Annotated in this window: 14 protein-coding genes; 1 reads left to right on the top strand and 13 read right to left on the bottom strand. The window is 66.1% G+C overall.

The window, feature by feature from the left end; translation table 11 throughout:
- Positions 1–2 precede the first annotated feature (2 nt).
- From ACZ5Z2_RS15230 to ACZ5Z2_RS15175, 12 genes are all read right to left on the bottom strand, one after another.
- A complete protein-coding gene (locus ACZ5Z2_RS15230) occupies positions 3–1,490 on the bottom strand; it encodes a complex I subunit 4 family protein (RefSeq protein WP_181303085.1) in 1,488 nt (495 codons plus the stop codon).
- A 1-nt stretch (position 1,491) separates the two neighbouring features.
- Positions 1,492–3,387, bottom strand: a complete 1,896-nt coding sequence (locus ACZ5Z2_RS15225) for an NADH-quinone oxidoreductase subunit 5 family protein (protein ID WP_464759432.1) — start codon at positions 3,385–3,387, stop codon at positions 1,492–1,494.
- 8 nt (positions 3,388–3,395) lie between these two features.
- Positions 3,396–3,701, bottom strand: coding sequence for an NADH-quinone oxidoreductase subunit NuoK (gene nuoK / locus ACZ5Z2_RS15220; RefSeq protein ID WP_336806238.1), 306 nt, complete (start codon positions 3,699–3,701; stop codon positions 3,396–3,398).
- The gene (locus ACZ5Z2_RS15215; protein ID WP_464759431.1) at positions 3,698–4,396 is read right to left on the bottom strand and encodes an NADH-quinone oxidoreductase subunit J family protein; all 699 of its coding nucleotides are present in this window, start codon (positions 4,394–4,396) and stop codon (positions 3,698–3,700) included. The genes nuoK and ACZ5Z2_RS15215 overlap by 4 nt, the downstream gene beginning before the upstream one ends.
- The gene (locus ACZ5Z2_RS15210; RefSeq protein ID WP_464759430.1) at positions 4,390–5,319 is read right to left on the bottom strand and encodes an NADH-quinone oxidoreductase subunit H; all 930 of its coding nucleotides are present in this window, start codon (positions 5,317–5,319) and stop codon (positions 4,390–4,392) included. Before ACZ5Z2_RS15210 ends, ACZ5Z2_RS15215 begins: the two co-directional genes overlap by 7 nt.
- Positions 5,316–6,797, bottom strand: coding sequence for an NADH-quinone oxidoreductase subunit D-related protein (locus ACZ5Z2_RS15205; RefSeq protein WP_181303081.1), 1,482 nt, complete (start codon positions 6,795–6,797; stop codon positions 5,316–5,318). Before ACZ5Z2_RS15205 ends, ACZ5Z2_RS15210 begins: the two co-directional genes overlap by 4 nt.
- A complete protein-coding gene (locus ACZ5Z2_RS15200) occupies positions 6,794–7,138 on the bottom strand; it encodes an NADH-quinone oxidoreductase subunit A (protein ID WP_181303080.1) in 345 nt (114 codons plus the stop codon). The genes ACZ5Z2_RS15205 and ACZ5Z2_RS15200 overlap by 4 nt, the downstream gene beginning before the upstream one ends.
- Before the next feature lie 63 nt (positions 7,139–7,201).
- Positions 7,202–8,491 (bottom strand): acyltransferase family protein, encoded by a 1,290-nt coding sequence (locus tag ACZ5Z2_RS15195; RefSeq protein WP_181303079.1) that lies wholly within the window; start codon positions 8,489–8,491, stop codon positions 7,202–7,204.
- Between the two features lie 153 nt (positions 8,492–8,644).
- Positions 8,645–9,667: a c-type cytochrome gene (locus ACZ5Z2_RS15190; protein ID WP_464759429.1), complete on the bottom strand. Its 1,023-nt coding sequence runs from the start codon at positions 9,665–9,667 to the stop codon at positions 8,645–8,647.
- A gap of 13 nt (positions 9,668–9,680) precedes the next feature.
- Positions 9,681–11,108 carry a copper resistance protein B gene (locus tag ACZ5Z2_RS15185; RefSeq protein ID WP_181303077.1) on the bottom strand — a complete coding sequence of 476 codons (1,428 nt, stop codon included), beginning with the start codon at positions 11,106–11,108 and terminating at the stop codon, positions 9,681–9,683.
- Positions 11,105–12,883, bottom strand: a complete 1,779-nt coding sequence (locus ACZ5Z2_RS15180) for a copper resistance system multicopper oxidase (RefSeq protein ID WP_181303076.1) — start codon at positions 12,881–12,883, stop codon at positions 11,105–11,107. The genes ACZ5Z2_RS15185 and ACZ5Z2_RS15180 overlap by 4 nt, the downstream gene beginning before the upstream one ends.
- A gap of 111 nt (positions 12,884–12,994) precedes the next feature.
- On the bottom strand, positions 12,995–13,387 hold the full coding sequence (locus ACZ5Z2_RS15175; protein WP_464759428.1) for a hypothetical protein: 393 nt from the start codon (positions 13,385–13,387) through the stop codon (positions 12,995–12,997).
- Between the two features lie 117 nt (positions 13,388–13,504).
- Here ACZ5Z2_RS15175 and ACZ5Z2_RS15170 point away from each other — a divergent pair, with 117 nt between their 5' ends.
- Positions 13,505–14,044, top strand: coding sequence for a hypothetical protein (locus ACZ5Z2_RS15170; RefSeq protein ID WP_255436847.1), 540 nt, complete (start codon positions 13,505–13,507; stop codon positions 14,042–14,044).
- Positions 14,045–14,237: 193 nt separating this feature from the next.
- Here ACZ5Z2_RS15170 and ACZ5Z2_RS15165 read toward each other — a convergent pair whose 3' ends face one another.
- Entirely contained in the window at positions 14,238–15,677 is a 1,440-nt protein-coding gene (locus ACZ5Z2_RS15165) for a DUF6035 family protein (RefSeq protein ID WP_181303166.1), read from the bottom strand.
- Positions 15,678–15,699: the final 22 nt, after the last annotated feature.

The raw sequence follows: 15,699 nt of genomic DNA, 5'->3' as shown, positions 1-15,699 counted from the left end.
CGTCAGCGACTCCGCACCAGCGTCGCCGACGCACTGTCGATGACCGCCAGCAGCGCATGCGGATAGACGCCGATCGCCACCACCAGCAGCAGCAATACTCCCAGCAGCAGGGTTTCGCGCATGCACAGGTCGGCGAAGCTAGCCCGGCGCGACTGCATCTCGCCGAAGAACAATCGCTGCAGCAGCTGCAGGAAGAGCGCCGCCGTGATCAGGATGCCCAGCAAGCCGATCCCGGCCAGCCACGGGTAGGTGGCAAAGGTGCCGGCAAAGATCTGGAACTCGGCCACAAAGCCCGCCAACCCGGGCAGGCCGAGGCTGGCGAACGCCGCTACCGTCGCCGCGGCGGTCAATCGCGGCGCGACCTGCGCCAGCCCGCCGTAGGCCTGCATGTCGTACTCGCGTGCGCGTTGCCAGAAGACCGCGGTGATCAGAAACAGGGCGCCGGTGGTCAGCCCGTGCGCGACCATTTCCACCACCGCGCCGGTCAGTGCGAGCTGGCGCCCCGATTCGCTGGCGACCATCGCACCCGCCGCGGCTACGCCGAGCACGGCGTAGCCCATGTGATTGACCGAGGTGTAGGCAATGCGCCGTTTCAGGTCTTGCTGGCCCAGCGCCACCAGCGATCCCCACAGGATCGAAATCACCGCCAGGATGCCCAGCGGCAGCGCGTAGCGGGCGAACGTGGCGCTCATCATCGAGAACGGAATGCGGATCAGACCGTACACGCCCATCTTCAGCAGCACGCCGGCCAGGATCGCCGACACCGGCCCGGGCGCATTGACGTGCGCGGGCGGCAGCCAGGTGTGCAGCGGAAACAGCGGCGTCTTGATGCCGAAGCCGAACACGAAGCCGAGCAGCACCAGTGCGCTGCGCACATCCATACCGGCCAGCGGCTGCCGCGCGATCAGCTCGCGCATGTCGAAGGTCAGCGATCCGCTGCCGAGGGACAGGCCCAGGATCGCCAGCAGGATCGCCAGCGATCCGGCGAACGTGTAGACGAAGAACTTGAGCGCCGCGCGCGGGGCGTCGTCATGGCCCCAGCGGCCAATCAGGAAATACATGCCGACCAGGCTCAGGTCAAAAAATACGTAGAACAGAAGCAGGTCCAGCGCCATAAACACCCCCAGCGAGACCGCCTCGAGAAACAGGAACCACGCGTAATAGGCGCGCGCCCGCTGCTTGGTTTCGGCCGGCCAGGCAATCGCCGCCAGAAACAGCACGGCGCTCATCGCCGAAATCGCCAGTGCGATGCCGTCAACACCGACCCGCCACGCCACGCCCAGCGACGGAATCCACGGCACCGTGGCGACCTGCTGGAACGCCGCTGCGCCGGCGCCGGTGTCGAAGCGGGCCCACACGATCAGCAACAGCACCAGCGGCACCGCGGCCACGCCGATGGCAATCCGCCGCGTCGTTTGCTCGCAGGCGTTCGGCAGGAACAGCAGCGCGAAAGCGCCTAGCAGCGGAACGAGGATGGCCAAAGTCAGCATGTCAGCTCCCCAGCAGAAGGATCACGGTCAACAGCGCGCCGCCGATCGCGAGCATCGCCACGTAGTGCTGCGACAACCCGGTTTGCAACCGCCGCGCGTCGAGGCCGCCGAGGCTCACCAGCGCGGCGGCACCCTCCGGCAGGCCGTCGGCAATGCGCTCGCCAAGGCGACGACCGAACACCGCCAGCGCCGTCGTGAATGTTTCGGTCGCGCGCACGCCACGATCGACGACGGCATCGTCGTCACGCGCGATACGTGTCGCCGTGCGGCGCCCGAGCCAGGCGACAGCACGCGGTGCGGCGTCGATCAGCGCGTCGTCCGCGCGCGCGGCGGCGCTGGCCAGCAGCAGCACCGGCATGGATACGCTCATGCGCAGCAGCGTCGGCAGGCCCCACCAGTCAGCCACGGCAGCCGGCGCTCCAGCCTGGCCTAGCATCGGATGACGCCGGACCAGCAGGTACCCGGTCGCCAGACCCAGCGCCGCCAGCAGCAGCGATGCGGCCAGCGCCAGCGCATCCGATGCCGGCCACACCACACCCAGCAGCTCGCCCAGCGCGGCCCGTATGCGCGGTAGCCACAGCAGCGACAGCACGAGCGTGACCAGCGCAAGGAGGCCGATCGCCATGCGCTCGATGCGATGCGGTGGCTCTGCCTGCACCGGCGGATCGCCGAAACCGAAGGCCAAGCCCTGGAAGCGCGCCGCGTACACCGCGCTCAAGCCGCCGGCCAGCAATACTGCAGCCGCCAGCCACGGGCTGATCTGTCCGCCGGCCGCGGCAATCGCCTCCTTGGTCCAGGCCGCGCCCAGCGGCGGCACGCCGGCCAGCGCCAGCGCGGCCACGCCGCTCATCGTCGCCACCCACGGCAACGCGTGACCCAGCCGCATGCGCGCCAGCGTATAGCCGTCTATCCGTTGGCCGGCGATGCCGGCGGCGAGAAACAGCGGCGCCTTGAAGCAGGCATGCGCGACCAGATGCGCCACGGCAACCGCGGGGTAGCCTGCGCCCACCGCGATGAACATCAGGCCGAAGTGGGCCGAGGTGGAAGCAGCCAGCAATTTCTTGGCGTGGCTCTGCACGATGGCTACCACACCGCCGGCGAGCGCGGTGGTCAGGCCGATCGCGATCGTTGCCGGGGCAAACCACGCCACACGGCTCAACTCCGGTTGCAGCCGCGCGAGGAGGTAGGCGCCAGCGGCGACCATGGTGGCCGCATGCAGCAGGGCCGAGACCGAGGTAGGCCCAGCCATGGCGCGAAACAGCCACGGCGAGAACGGCAGTTGGCCGGATTTCGACGCCGCCGACAGCAGCAGCCCGAACGTCAGCAGCGCCAGCGGCAAACCGTGCAACTGCGCCAGGTCGGCGTAGGCGAACGATCCGCTGCCGGCAAACGCGGCCATTGCCGCCAGGAACATGCCCAGATCGCCCAAGCGCGTCATCACGAACGCGTACAGGCCCGAAGCGGGGCGGCTGGCATCGCGCCACTGGTGCGCGATCAGCGCCCACGAGCAGGCGCCGACCAGTTCCCAGCCGATCAGCAGGGTCAGCAGATCGGCGGCGATCACCAGCAACTCCATCGCGCCGACGAACAACAGCAGCAGCGCCAGCAGCCGGCGCAAACCAGGACGCTCTTCGTGGAACGCCGCGTACGCCAGTACCGGCAGGGCGACGGCCGGCACCAGCAGCGCCACCGCCGCCGACAACGGCGTCAGCGCGACATGCAGAACGAGCAGCGGGCTCCACAACAGCTTGCCCTGCCAGCTTCCGGCCGCGGCAAACGTGACCAGCAACACCATCGCCGCCATGGTGGCGCCGGCCACCAGCGCCAGCCAGCCGCGCCGTTCCGAGCCGGCTGCGAACAGCGCGGCCCCCGCGAGCATCGGCAGCAGAGCCAGCATCCAAAGCATCAGTGCTTCATCGTCGTTAGGCCCTCGATCACGTCGACCTGACGCTTGCGGTAGACCGCCGTCACCAGCGCGAAACCGATCGCCATGTCGACCGCCATCACCGCCATCACGATGATCGCCAGCAACTGGCCCTTGGGGTCGCCGCCGGCACTGTCCGACCAGCAGCCGACCACGATCAACAGCACGCCGTTGAGCATCAGCTCCAGCCCCATCAGCAGCATCACGAAGGATTTTTGCGACAGCGCGCCGTACAGGCCCAGGCCGATCAGCGCAGCAGCGACCAGGAGGATCGCTTGGAGGCTCATGCGTGATGCTCCGGTGGTTGGTGCGGGTGGTCGTTTGCATGCCCGTGCGCCGGCTCGCCGGCCGTTACAGGCGCCGCCGCAGGTGCGTGCCCGCCGTGCCCGCCATGGCCGCCGCTGCGTTTCTCCGGCATGCGCCCCGCCGGTACCCCGTCGGGCGTCAGTGGCGGCGGCAGCGAGCCGGCATCAGCCGGGCCGAAACGGCCGCTGCGGCTGGACAGCACCACCGTGCCGATCATCGTCGCCAGCAGCGTCACCCCGGCGGTCTCGAAGATCAACATCGAGCGGCCGAGCAGTTCCATCCCCAGCTCGCGGATCACCGGCCGGCCAGCGGCGAGCGGGTGCTGCGGCAGATCGGTCAGCCACACCGCTGCCGCCAGCCCGGCAAACGCGAGCACCCCGGCGACGACCGCGAAACGTTCCTGATGCACCATGTTCATCGGGTTGAGCCCGGCCGGGTTCATCATGAACATCACCATGAACAGCGCCATCACCATCATCTCCACGCCCATCATGAAGATCGTGGCCACGCCCAGATACGGCGCGCGCAGCAGCAGCATGATCAGCCCGACGGCGATGAAGGAGATCAGCAGCAGGAACGCCGAGCGCACCATCGAGTCGGTGCGGAACACGCGCCAGCCGCTGACGATGGCGATCGCCGCCAGCGTCCAGAACGCCAGGTCGGTGCCGCTCACCACAACGCCACCACGCCGGCCAGCGCCAGGTCCAGGAAGGACAGCGGCAGCAGTACCGTCCACAGCACGGTGAGCATGCGCGACGGTGGCAGCCGCGCTAGGCTGTGGCCGGCACCGACCAGCAGCGTGATCAGCACCAGCATCTTCAGCGCCAGCCACCACGGGCCGGCCCGCACGGGACCCAGATAGCCGCCCAGAAATGCGGAGCTCGCCATCGCCGCGAACGCCACCAGCATCGCGTGGCGCGCCAGCTGCCAGGTCAGCCGCGCGGCGCCGGAAACTTCGCCGGCGGTACCGCCGGCCAGGTCCGCCGAGTCGGCGTAGTCGAATGGTCCGCGCAGGCTCAGCGACAGCCCGAGCAAGAGAAACAGAAACAACCCCAGCGGCTGGCGCAACACGTTCCACACGTCGTGCTGGGACGCCACGATATCTACCACCGATAGCGACTGCGCCGGCAGCGCGGTGCCAATCAGCACGAACATTGACAGCAGCATGATCGGCAGGCCCATCGCGGCATAGCGATACGCGCCGATCAGCGGCAGCGGCGCGTTGGCCGACCAGCCGTGCAGGAACACCGCGATCACCGTCAGCGTCTCCACCGCGCCCCACAGCACCACGGTGGTAGGCGCATCGATCACCGCGACGCCCGGCGCCAGCGGCACCACCGCCAGCCCGATACCGGCCAGCGCCAGGTACAACGCCGGCGCGAGCGCCCAGTTGAGGCGATCCGGATGCTCGGTGCGGTTTTGCTGGCGCACGAGGCTCACGGCGACGGCGCGCCATGGTGCCAGCAGCGCGTCGCGCATGAGGTTGACCGGCGGTCGCTGCGCGATGAGCGCGAATGCCAGCGAATCGATCACGGCAACAAAAACGACGCTGCCACCCAGCAGCACCAGCGTGCCGAGCCAGGGCATCAGCGCGCTCACATTGCGTGCCCGTGATGGGTGGCGCCGGCTTCCTCTGGCGGATCCTTGGGCGGGCGATACATGCGGCGCAGCACGGCCACCTCGAAACTGTTGATCACCAGCATCGCCTCGTTCCACTCCAGGCCGCGCAGCAGGGTGGCGAAAGCGTCATGGTTGGGTGCCGGCATGTTTGCCGCGTCATCGGCCGGCAGCGGATCATGCCCAACATCCCGTTCATCCGCGTGCGACGCCGCGGCGGGTGCAAGATCGCCGGCGCGGCTCGCCAAGTGCATGGATTGTTCGGCCTCGTCCAGCCATTGATGCAAACGCGCGCGGACGTCGCCATCGCGTTGTGTGAGCACACGAAAGTTCAGTTCGCGGTAAGCCCGATCGTAAAGCCGCTCATCCACGGCGTGGCCGGCCGCACGCAGCGCAGCGCCGCCCAAGGCCCGCGCCATTGGTGGATCGAGCTGGCCCAGCCCCGCGGGAATCGCGGCGAACGCCCCGCTTCGTACCAGCGCCCTACGCAGTGGCGCGATCGGAACGCTATCGCCGTGCTGGATGGCGCACGCCATTCGCCGGCAGCGCTCGGCTAGCGGGGCCAGCTCAAGCACCGCCAGCATTCTCGCCACGCCGCGCAAATGCTGCGCGGCGCGTTGGTGTTCGCGGTGAGCAAGCGTCCGCGCAATGCCGGGTGTATAGCGGCTGTCATCCTGGCCACGCTGCCCGGCCGAGGAGCCGGTCGCGTCGGAATCACCGAGCTTGGAGCCTTTGGAGGCTGCGGCACTGGATCCCTGTTTGTGCAGGATTGACGAGTCATCGAGTGGTTCGACCTCTCTGACAGCGGCAGCGTGCGCAGCGTGCGGTGACGAAGGCGGTGCCGGCCACAGCGGCGGGCTTTCCATGCGCGCGTGCTGAATCACATCACCCTGCAGAGTGAGCGTCAGCACCAAGCCCGCCGGCAGCGTTGGCATGAACGGACCCAGCCGCAGCGTGTAGGCATCGAGCGCGAGGCCGTCGCGCAGGTCGTCGTCGGTCATCGGCATGGGCCGGCCGTACGGCGTGCCACCCATCATGCCCTTGCCGCCTTGGCCGTATTCGCCGATACCGCGCCATGGCGCGGGGGGTTCATCCGGCAGCAGGTCCGATTCGGACGGGTGCTCACCGGTCAACAGTTGCCGATACAACTCGCGCAACGCCGGCACGGGAGCGGCGTCCGGCGGCAGCGTGCGTGGCGTGCCGAAGTGGGCGGGAATGTCGCTGGCCCAGCACAACGTGGCACGCGGGTGCGGCAACTGATCGTGCAGGCGGCGCAGGGATGCAACGTCTCGCTCTCGTACTCCACCGGCCACCAGCAGCACGCTGGCGTGACGTGGGCTCGCCACGCGCTCGATTTCCGCGCGCAGGCACAGATCGTCGACGCGATCGCTGGTGCCTTCCCCCACGGCGACGAACACCGCCACCGGTGCGGCCGCAGCGAGTGCGCGCAGTGCGCTCATTGCCACCGGAAAATCCCTTCGCGCCAGCCGTACACGAGGCCGACGGCGAGAATGACCAAAAACATGCCCATTTCCATGAGCGCCTTGCCGCCCTCGGCCACGAACACCACCGCCCACGGGTACATGAACATCATCTCCATCTCGAAGGCGATGAACAGCAGCAGCATTGGATAGCAGCGCAGGTGATAACGCTGCCATGCATGTGTCTTCGCCTCCCCGCCGCCCATGTACGGCGCCTGTTGCGAGTACGAGACGGCGCGGTCGTACCCCAGGTATCGCAGTGCCGCTGCAATACCTGCCGACCACGCTAGAACCAAAATCAGGGAAACGACATTGTTCACATCGATAGTCCACTTCAAACGCAGTGAAAGGGAGATGTAATGCACAGCGATTGGCTGTGCCGCCTACGAGTTGGACGCATCCTCCGCCGAGGGTGGCTGCGCCGTCGCCGTGTCGATGGCCCGGCCAGTCGCCGGTGCTGTATGCGCCTGCTTGGTTGGCGCCAGCTTCTTTTGCGCGCCCTGCGGGCCGGTTCCCGGCCGACCGCCGTTCATCAGCGCGAACACCGGTGGCAGCCGGCGTGCCAGCACCAGTCCCACGGACATGCCGATGGCCACGGTAATCGCCACGCTTGCCACGTAATGCGCGATCAGCCAGCCGTCTGCATGTGAGGCCAGCAGTGGCCACAGCAGAATCTTGACCTCGGCGATCAGCGGGTAGTGCGCCGAATGCAGAAAAAACGCCAGGCCGCCAAACCGCGCGATGGCCGCGCCCGTACGGGTTTGTGCCCACTGCTGAAAGCAGCCCCAGCAGGCGAGCACGCCCAGCAGCCGCATCGAGCGGGTAGCGGCGGTGAGCAGCTCGGGGCGATGCGCGCTGAGATCGATGAATAGCGGCGCCACGGTGCGCAGCGTGACCACTACCAGATAAGCCACCAGCAACCACCAGCTCGTCGTACGTCCGATGTGCAGTGGAACGCGGCGGATGCGCAAAAATCCGCCCAGATAGAAGAAGAACACTACGTCGGTACGGAAGAAAATCAGCAGATCGCTGCCGATGATCCACGCCACCCCGAGAAACGCCATGCCCAGATACGGCGTGTGCTTGAGCGAAAGCCAGAGCAGCGGGCTCACCAGCGCGGTCACGAACAGATCGCGCACGAACCAGAACTGGAAGCCGACCGGATGGGCGGTGATGCCGAAGATCGCGTTGACGAAATCCATCGCGCTGGCGTGGCCGAGCCGGATGTTCATCTGGCCCAGCAACGGGTAGGCCCGATTCCACACAAACAGCAGGGCCAGCACGGCCAGGTACAGCACGTTCCAAGACACCATCGGCAAGTAAACCGAGGTGAACCGCCGACCGATACGCTGACGCAGGCTGGCCGAAGCGTTGCCTGCGTCGAACGAAAAGAACAACCACCCCGACACCATGCTAAGCAGCGGCACCACGCTGAAAAAAAAGAACAGCGTGAAGCTGTTGACGAAGGTGGCCAGCCGATGCCCCGACGCCTCCATGCCCGAGAACGGATCGGCGCTTACGTCGGGATACTGCTCGTAATGCAGAAACACCAGCCCGACGATCAGCACAATCCGCGCGAAGCTGATGGTTTGGGAGATCGCTTGCGACGTCAGCGCCGGCGCATCTCCCCGCAGCCTACGGCTCGTGATCTGGAGATACTGCTCGAAGGCCATGTCCCATGCCTGTGGTCGAAAGAGGTATTGCCGGGCGCGATGGCCTCGCACAGCGCTCATCGAGGTGACGATGAGGCCGAACCCTTCATCCGCATGACGGGTCAGGGCCCTCGCTATCCTGCCCCGAGTTTTGCCATCTCTAGACGACCTAAATCAATGCGAGGCGTTTTGCTCCTCCGACTGCCACTGCACGGAGCTGATTTTCCATTGACTGCCGCGCTTCTTCAGGGTCAGTAATTCCCGGCTGCTCACCGCACTCGGCTGGGTGCGGGCGTGGATGGCGATCATGCTTTCGCTGCCGACCATGGCGGTGCCGCCCATCGGCATCGAGACCATCGATAGCGGCGTGACGGAGCTCGACTTCAGAAAGGCGATGTCGCCACTCAGATGATCGGCGGCGTACGCCTCGCGCGACTGCGTCTGGCCGCTTTCGCTGATGGTCGCCTCCGGTGACAGCAGGGCTAGCACCGCATCGCGATCGCCACGCTGCAGCGCCTGTTGGAACGACTTCGCCACGGCCTCGGCCTCCGGCGCCGCGCCGGGCTTCATGCCATCGAACGAAAGCGGTGCAGCGGCGGCATGATGGTCATCCGCGCCAGCGGCGGCGCCATCGCCATGATCGTGGCTGTGGCCGCCGTCGCCCATCTCCATGTCCTCATCCGGCGGTGCCCGGGCGACGATGTCCTTGTATTGCGCCGCCGTCATGTCCGGCAGCTTCTGCAGGAACGCGACCATGCTCCAGATCGCCGGGTCTTCATGGCTGAAACCCCAGGCCGGCATCGCACTCATCTTGACGCCGTGCTTGATTACCCAGAAGGCATCTTTTGGATCGACCCGTTCCTGCGCCAGGTTGGGCGGCTGCGGGTACAGCCCGGGGCGGATCTCCGAATCGGTTTGGCCGGGTGTGAGATGGCATTGGGTGCACATGGCCGCGTACTGGCCGGCACCTTTGAGGATCAGTTGCGGGTCCTCCAGGTCGGGCACCTTGATGTCTTGCGAGCGCATATGGATCGAGCGATCGCGCAAGGTCTGCAACGCCGAATGGACGAGCTTGGTGTGGTGATCGTCTGCGCCAATGTTGTAAAGGCCCGAGTAGACGAACGCGCCGGCGCCCAGTGCGAGAACCGCCAGAACCACGACGACTGTGATGCCGTGATGCTTGATATGTTTTTTCATGATGAATTCCCCTTCAGAACCAGATGCGCACGCCCGCCACGAACTGCGGGTCGAATACGGGTTGATGGTCCCGCCGTGCGTAACCGGCGGTAGCGCCGAAACGGCGCACCCAGTTCACGCCGACATACGGCGCGAACTCGCGGCGGATCTCATAGCGCAGGCGCAGCCCCAGCGAAGCGTCGGAGACGCCGGCGCCGATCCGGCGCACCGGATCGGCCTTGCCATAGGCGTTGAGCTCGAACTCCGGTGTGAGGATCAGCCGCTGGGTGAACAGCACGTCATAGGTGGCCCGAAAGCGGGCTGCGGTTCGACCCGACTGACCAACGTAAGCCGTGGCCTCCACGTCGAAAAAGTACGGTGCCAGACCCTCCACTCCGACGGCCGCCCAGGTGCGCCCGGGGCCCACGCCGATGTCCCGTCGAATGCCCAGCTGGGTCGACCAGTAGGTCGCCACCAGATGGTTCCACAGCACTTCAGCATTGCCGTCTTCGAGGCGTCCAGCGCTGCGCTCGCCCTCGCTGCGCAGCCACAGCTTGTCGGTGTCGCCGCCGTACCAGGCCTGCAGCTCCCAGGCCTGGCCGTTGGCGTTCCGCCCGTGCACCGCTTCGAGGTTGTCCAGCAGCAGTCGCCCCACCTTGGGCGGCACCATGTCCATGCCCGACATGTCGCCGTAGCCGACGCCGTCGGAATAATCGGGACTGCGCGCATCCGCCGGGGCCTTGCCGCCCTGCATGGCACCCATCGCCATGCCGGACATGCCGTCGCCGGAAGCATTGCCCGACATCCCGGACATCCCGGACATCGACGACGATGCCGACGGACTCGCGCCTTTGGCATGGTCTGCATGGTCCATCCCGGGCATTGCCCCCTGCTGCATGCCGCCCATGTCCATCGAGCGCATGTCCATCGTCCCTGTCGAGGGTGTCTTGGCGGCAGGGGCGGGATCGGGCATTTGGCCGTGCTTCATCCCGGCCATGTCGCCATCTTTTGCGGCAGGGCTGGACCCGGCTGCTGCCGGGGTGCTGGACGCGCTGGCCGGCATCGGCATGTTGCCCATGTCCATGCCATCCATGTCCATCGAGCTCATGGATGAAGGCGGGCTGCTGGATGAGGTCGCCGGTGCGGATCCGGAGTGTTGCATGCCGGACATGGCCCCATGGTCCATGCTGGCCATGCGATCGCCTTGCTCGGAGCGAGTAGTCCCGGATGCTGCCGGAGCCTTCGTGCTGGACGTGCTGGCGGGCATCGCCATGCCGCCCATGTCCATGGAGCCCATGTCCATCGAACTCATATCCATCGAGTCCTTCGCCTGGGCAGTGCTGGCGGACGATGCGGGCGCCGACTGCGCGGCGACCGGCAGTGCCAGGGCGCTACCGGCAGCGAGCGCAATGCCGAGCGCCACGCGAAGCGGGTTTTGCAACGTGCTGATGACCTGGCTCATGACACCACCACTTCGCGAAACATGCCCGCTTCCATGTGGTAGAGCATGTGGCAGTGGTAGGCCCAGCGCCCCGCGGCATCGGCGCTCACGGCATAACTGACCCGCTGCGCGGGCTGCACGCTGATCGTGTGCTTGCGTACCTGGAACGCGCCGTCGGGATTCTCCAGCTCGCTCCACATACCGTGCAGGTGGATCGGGTGAGGCATCATGGTGTCGTTTACCAGCACCACGCGCAGCCGCTCGCCGGCGCGGAAATGCACTGGCTTGGCATCCGTGAACGGCACGCCGTCGAAAGACCACATGTAGCGTTCCATGTTGCCGGTGAGGTGCAGCTCGATCTCGCGGCCGGGCTCGCGCCGGTCGATCGGTCCGCCGAGGGTGTGCAAGTCGGCGTAAGTGAGCACGCGGCGACCGTTGTCGCGAAGGCCCACGCCCGGGTCGTCCAAGTTCGTGCGCGGCATATCCACGTGCATGTCCACGCTGGGGCCGTACTCGGTGCGGGCGTGATGCACCGTGGGCCTCTTGTTCCCACCCATGTCCATCCCGGACATGCCGGCCATCCCGCCCATGTCCATGCCCTGCATGCCACCACCGCTGTGATCGCCATTCCCCATCGCCATGACGCCCATCATGTCCACCATCGCCAGTCTCGTACGCGGGTCCATCGCCGGCACCTCGGCCTGCATGCCCAGACGCGGCGCCAGCGTGCCGCGGGCATAGCCGGTACGGTCGATCGACTGGGCAAACACGGTGTAGGCGCGGTCTTCCTGCGGCTCCACCAGCACGTCGTAGATCTCGGCCACGCCGATGCGGAACTCGTCCACCGGTACCGGCTCCACGTCCTGGCCATCGGCGGCGATCACGGTCATCTTCAGGCCGGGAATACGTACGTCGAAATACGTCATCGACGAGCCGTTGATGAAGCGCAGGCGCACCTTCTCGCCAGGGCGGAACAGGCCACTCCAGTTGCCGTTGGGCGTCGTGCCATTCATCAGGTAGGTATAGGTGTAGCCCGACACATCGCTGAGATCGCTCGGGCTCATGCGCATGGTGTTCCACATCTTGCGCTTGGCCAGCGCAGCCTGCAGGCCCATGCTGCGTACGTCACTGAAGAATTCCGGCGCGGTCGGTTCGGCGAAGTTGTAGTAGTCGCTTTGGCGCTTGAGCGTGGCGAAGATGTGTTCGGGCGAGCTGTCGCTCCAGTCGTTGAGCATCACCACGTAGTCGCGGTCGGGGCGGTACCGCTCGCCGCCCGACGGCTCCACCACGATCGCGCCATACAGACCGGTCTGCTCTTGGAAGCGCGAGTGTGAGTGGTACCAGTAGGTGCCGCTCTGGCGCACCGGGAAGCGGTAGGTGAAGGTTTCTCCCGGCGCGATGCCGGGGTAGCTAATGCCGGGCACGCCGTCCATCTGGAACGGCAGCAGGATGCCGTGCCAGTGGATCGAGGTCGGCACCGCCAGCCGGTTGGTCACGCGCAGCGTCACGGTGTCGCCCTCGCGCCAGCGCAACACCGGGCCGGGAAGGCTGCCATTGATGGTGGTGGCGATACGCCGCGCACCGGTGAAGTCGACGGGCGTTTCGCCGATGGTCAGGTCGAAGGTGTCACCGCGCAACTGCGGTATCGCTGAGGCGGGCATTGCCGGGCCGGCGGCGCTCCACGCACGGCCGGGCGCCAGCAGCCCGAGGCCGGCCGCGGTACCGCCGGCTGCCAGGCCGAGCACGAAGTGACGGCGTGAACGATCCACCCCGTCGGGAGGAAGGAAAGGATTCATAGGGGGACTCCATCTGCGCATCCACGGGCATGGACCATGCTTCGTGAATCGTAAAGAACGCGGGCGTGGAGCCTGAGGCTCAACGCACCACAGAGGTCGTGCAGGGCAGAGTCAGACGGACGGCGGTCGCAGCGGCGGCGTCATCGCCATGGCCGGCGCATGGGGCACGCGAAGGTGAGCGAAACGCGGGAGCATCGGCAATGCAGCAGGCAGGCCGATGCGTGAAAGAGGCAGCGCGCTCGCACACATGGATGCGCACGTGCAGTGATTCGTGCCGGTGTGGTCAGCGCAACATCCGTCTTGTGAGGCCGGAGCCATCGCATGCTGGGCGTGCGTCTGGGAGCGGCTGGCCATCGACATCGCGGTCGCGGTCGCGGTCATCGCCGGAAAAGTTGGCGGCTGGGCCATGGCTGCAAAACTTTGAAGGACCAGTGCAAACCACGCCAGCAACCCGATCACCCGAAGGCGACGAGAGCGCTGAATTTGGTGGAGGGCAGGCATCATGGCCCTACTACCATAAGCCGGCGAGGCAACGGACTCAACCATGGAGTAGGGTTCATGCGCCTCGCCGGGTAGCCAGCGATAGGCTGTTAGAGCTTTATGCCGTAGCGAGGAGACGGAATGTCCGCACTTTCATTCGACACCGTCCACGCGCTTCTACAGCGCTGGCGCGCCGATCCTGGCGGCACGTATCAGAGCTGGTTCCTGTGGGAAAGGCGTTTGAAGCATTTCCGCTCCATCCGTCGCGGCCTGCAAGCGGTGGTAGAAGAAATCGATACAGGGACCTTTGGCACGGCGTACCGCGGATTATCGCTGGAGACCGTTGTGCACTCGATCGCCGAGCAGCGTCAGATTTTCAAGGGGGCCGATCACGCGTTCATGTGGAAACCGAAGCTGCGGATGTCCGGACATCTACGAAAATTCAGCGCATCAACGGGCGTTCGGACGATTCTTGCAGACGTGTCTGTGCTGCGATGGCGAACAGGCGCTGGTGGAGGCGGTCCACACGCTGGATGGGCATGCCATCGCGGGCTTGGGGCCGGCGGCAGCCAATCTCCTCTATTTCATGCACCCCACTCTCGCCATGCCGTTCAATACAGCCATCCTCAACGGCTACAACGCGCTGATGGGGGCGAAAGCTCGTCTCGGTCGCTGGGATAGCTATCTCACGATGCGCCGCCAGGTGATGACGCTCAACGAGTCACATCGCAACTTCTTGTCGAACGATCTGGGTGCCGTGGTGGGCTTTCTGTTCGACATAGGCAGCGGCCGCTATCCGCTGCCCGTCGAAAATTCGCCGGGGGCGTGGTCAGCCTGGCAACTTGAACCGCTGGTCAAGCAGGCAGGCGGGGGTTCACCCATTGCCCGGCGCGCGGTGGGGGGGCAAGACGTCGCGAGGTGCTTTCACCAGCGTGTCCGCCACTTCCGGAAACAGGAAGGCCAGCAGTGCGTCGAACTTCCGGTTAGGCAGGTAGGCGGGGTCCCCTTGGCGCATCCGCTCCCGGTATTTCGCGGCTTTTCTCGCCCACTTTCCCTGTGGGTCGTGGCGCCGGATGTGTTCGTGCCGGCCATAGGCCTCGAGCATGAGCCGGTAGATCCAGAGGGTCTCCTTCCGTTGCTCAAAGACGTGGTGGCTCAGCTCCACCAGGTTGGAGTGGCCGCTCCACACGGACCGGCCGTTCTTGGCCGAGTATGCAGCCTGCAGGTAGATGTGCGGCCCTCCATCCGCCCGTGGCGTTGCTGGCAGAGTCAGACCATGCCGGGCGAATTGCGCCACGAGGGGTTGCCACCGGTCCTGAACGGCTTCTAGGGAAGGCAGCTTGTGGCCCCAGAGGTCCAGATAGAACGCTTCCAGCGCATCACGGAGCGGTTGCTCACGGGCCAGCTTCTGCTGGTGCGTCAACGCTTGTGCGACCTTGGCCTTCTCGGCGTCGTAGTCGAAGAAGAACGAGCGAGGAACGCCATGGGCGCTAACGTCGTGCTTCAGCTCATCGAAGAACACCGTCTGCGCTTTTAGCCGGTTCTCAATCGTCTCACCCACAAGCGTCGGCACAGCCCACACGCATTCCAAGGCGAACCGTCCACTGGCTTTGGAGAGGGCAACCGTTTCCTCGGTCACCCGGAAGCCGTTGCGGTTGTTCGAGTAGAAGATGTCGTCTTCGGTGAGCCGGAAGTGGCCGGGGTCGAGGTCCTGGAAAAGCCACAGCAGGCGCACGCCCTCGTGCGCGTAGAACGACATCCGCTGCGTGATGACATGCAGGAAGGTGGTCGACAGCTGTGCCTCGAACACCACCTGTTCGCCGTTCCAGGTGCTCTGCACGTCGGGCTGGCGCCAGCGCGAACCATCGGCACTGACGAACCGGGTTTCCGGCTGGCTGTCCGAGAACGCCGGGTCGGCGTCGAGGCTTTCCAGCACGCGCGCCTTGAAGCGCTTGTGCGCCTCGCTTTCCTTCGCCCCGTTGAACCGTTGGGCGCAGATCGCCCGGTCGCCTTTGCCCACGATGCCCGAGCAGGCGGTGTTCTCGAATAAGTGCTTGAAGTAGAAACGTTCGCTGACCTTGTCTTGCATACGCAGCGAAGCGAGGAACATGCCGTGGGCGCACCAAGGGCACACGTATTGCGGGCGGCCCTCCTTGATCAGCGCCATCTTCTGCGCCACGCGTTTGCGTTCGACCACGTCGCCGTAGTCCCCGTCGCCAAGGAAGGATTCGAGCGATACCCACAGGCCCGACTGCCGGTCCAGCACGTGGGGATGGGTCTGATCTTTGGCGGCAAGCGCAGCGAGGCGGGTCATCGCGGTTCCTCCTTACACCACC

The sequence above is a fragment of the Rhodanobacter sp. G1 genome (genome assembly GCF_055397855.1).
Note: the sequence above shows the minus strand (reverse complement) of the source record. Positions and strands in the feature narration are given on the sequence as shown.

Coding starts and splice junctions, on each gene's coding strand:
- ACZ5Z2_RS15190 (WP_464759429.1), bottom strand. CDS start 9,667: ATGAAAAAACATATCAAGCATCACGGCATCACAGTCGTCGTGGTTCTG.
- ACZ5Z2_RS15165 (WP_181303166.1), bottom strand. CDS start 15,677: ATGACCCGCCTCGCTGCGCTTGCCGCCAAAGATCAGACCCATCCCCAC.
- ACZ5Z2_RS15180 (WP_181303076.1), bottom strand. CDS start 12,883: ATGAATCCTTTCCTTCCTCCCGACGGGGTGGATCGTTCACGCCGTCAC.
- ACZ5Z2_RS15205 (WP_181303081.1), bottom strand. CDS start 6,797: ATGAGCGCACTGCGCGCACTCGCTGCGGCCGCACCGGTGGCGGTGTTC.
- ACZ5Z2_RS15185 (WP_181303077.1), bottom strand. CDS start 11,108: ATGAGCCAGGTCATCAGCACGTTGCAAAACCCGCTTCGCGTGGCGCTC.
- ACZ5Z2_RS15170 (WP_255436847.1), top strand. CDS start 13,505: ATGTCCGCACTTTCATTCGACACCGTCCACGCGCTTCTACAGCGCTGG.
- ACZ5Z2_RS15195 (WP_181303079.1), bottom strand. CDS start 8,491: ATGGCCTTCGAGCAGTATCTCCAGATCACGAGCCGTAGGCTGCGGGGA.
- ACZ5Z2_RS15225 (WP_464759432.1), bottom strand. CDS start 3,387: ATGCTGGCTCTGCTGCCGATGCTCGCGGGGGCCGCGCTGTTCGCAGCC.
- nuoK (WP_336806238.1), bottom strand. CDS start 3,701: ATGAGCCTCCAAGCGATCCTCCTGGTCGCTGCTGCGCTGATCGGCCTG.
- ACZ5Z2_RS15230 (WP_181303085.1), bottom strand. CDS start 1,490: ATGCTGACTTTGGCCATCCTCGTTCCGCTGCTAGGCGCTTTCGCGCTG.
- ACZ5Z2_RS15175 (WP_464759428.1), bottom strand. CDS start 13,387: ATGATGCCTGCCCTCCACCAAATTCAGCGCTCTCGTCGCCTTCGGGTG.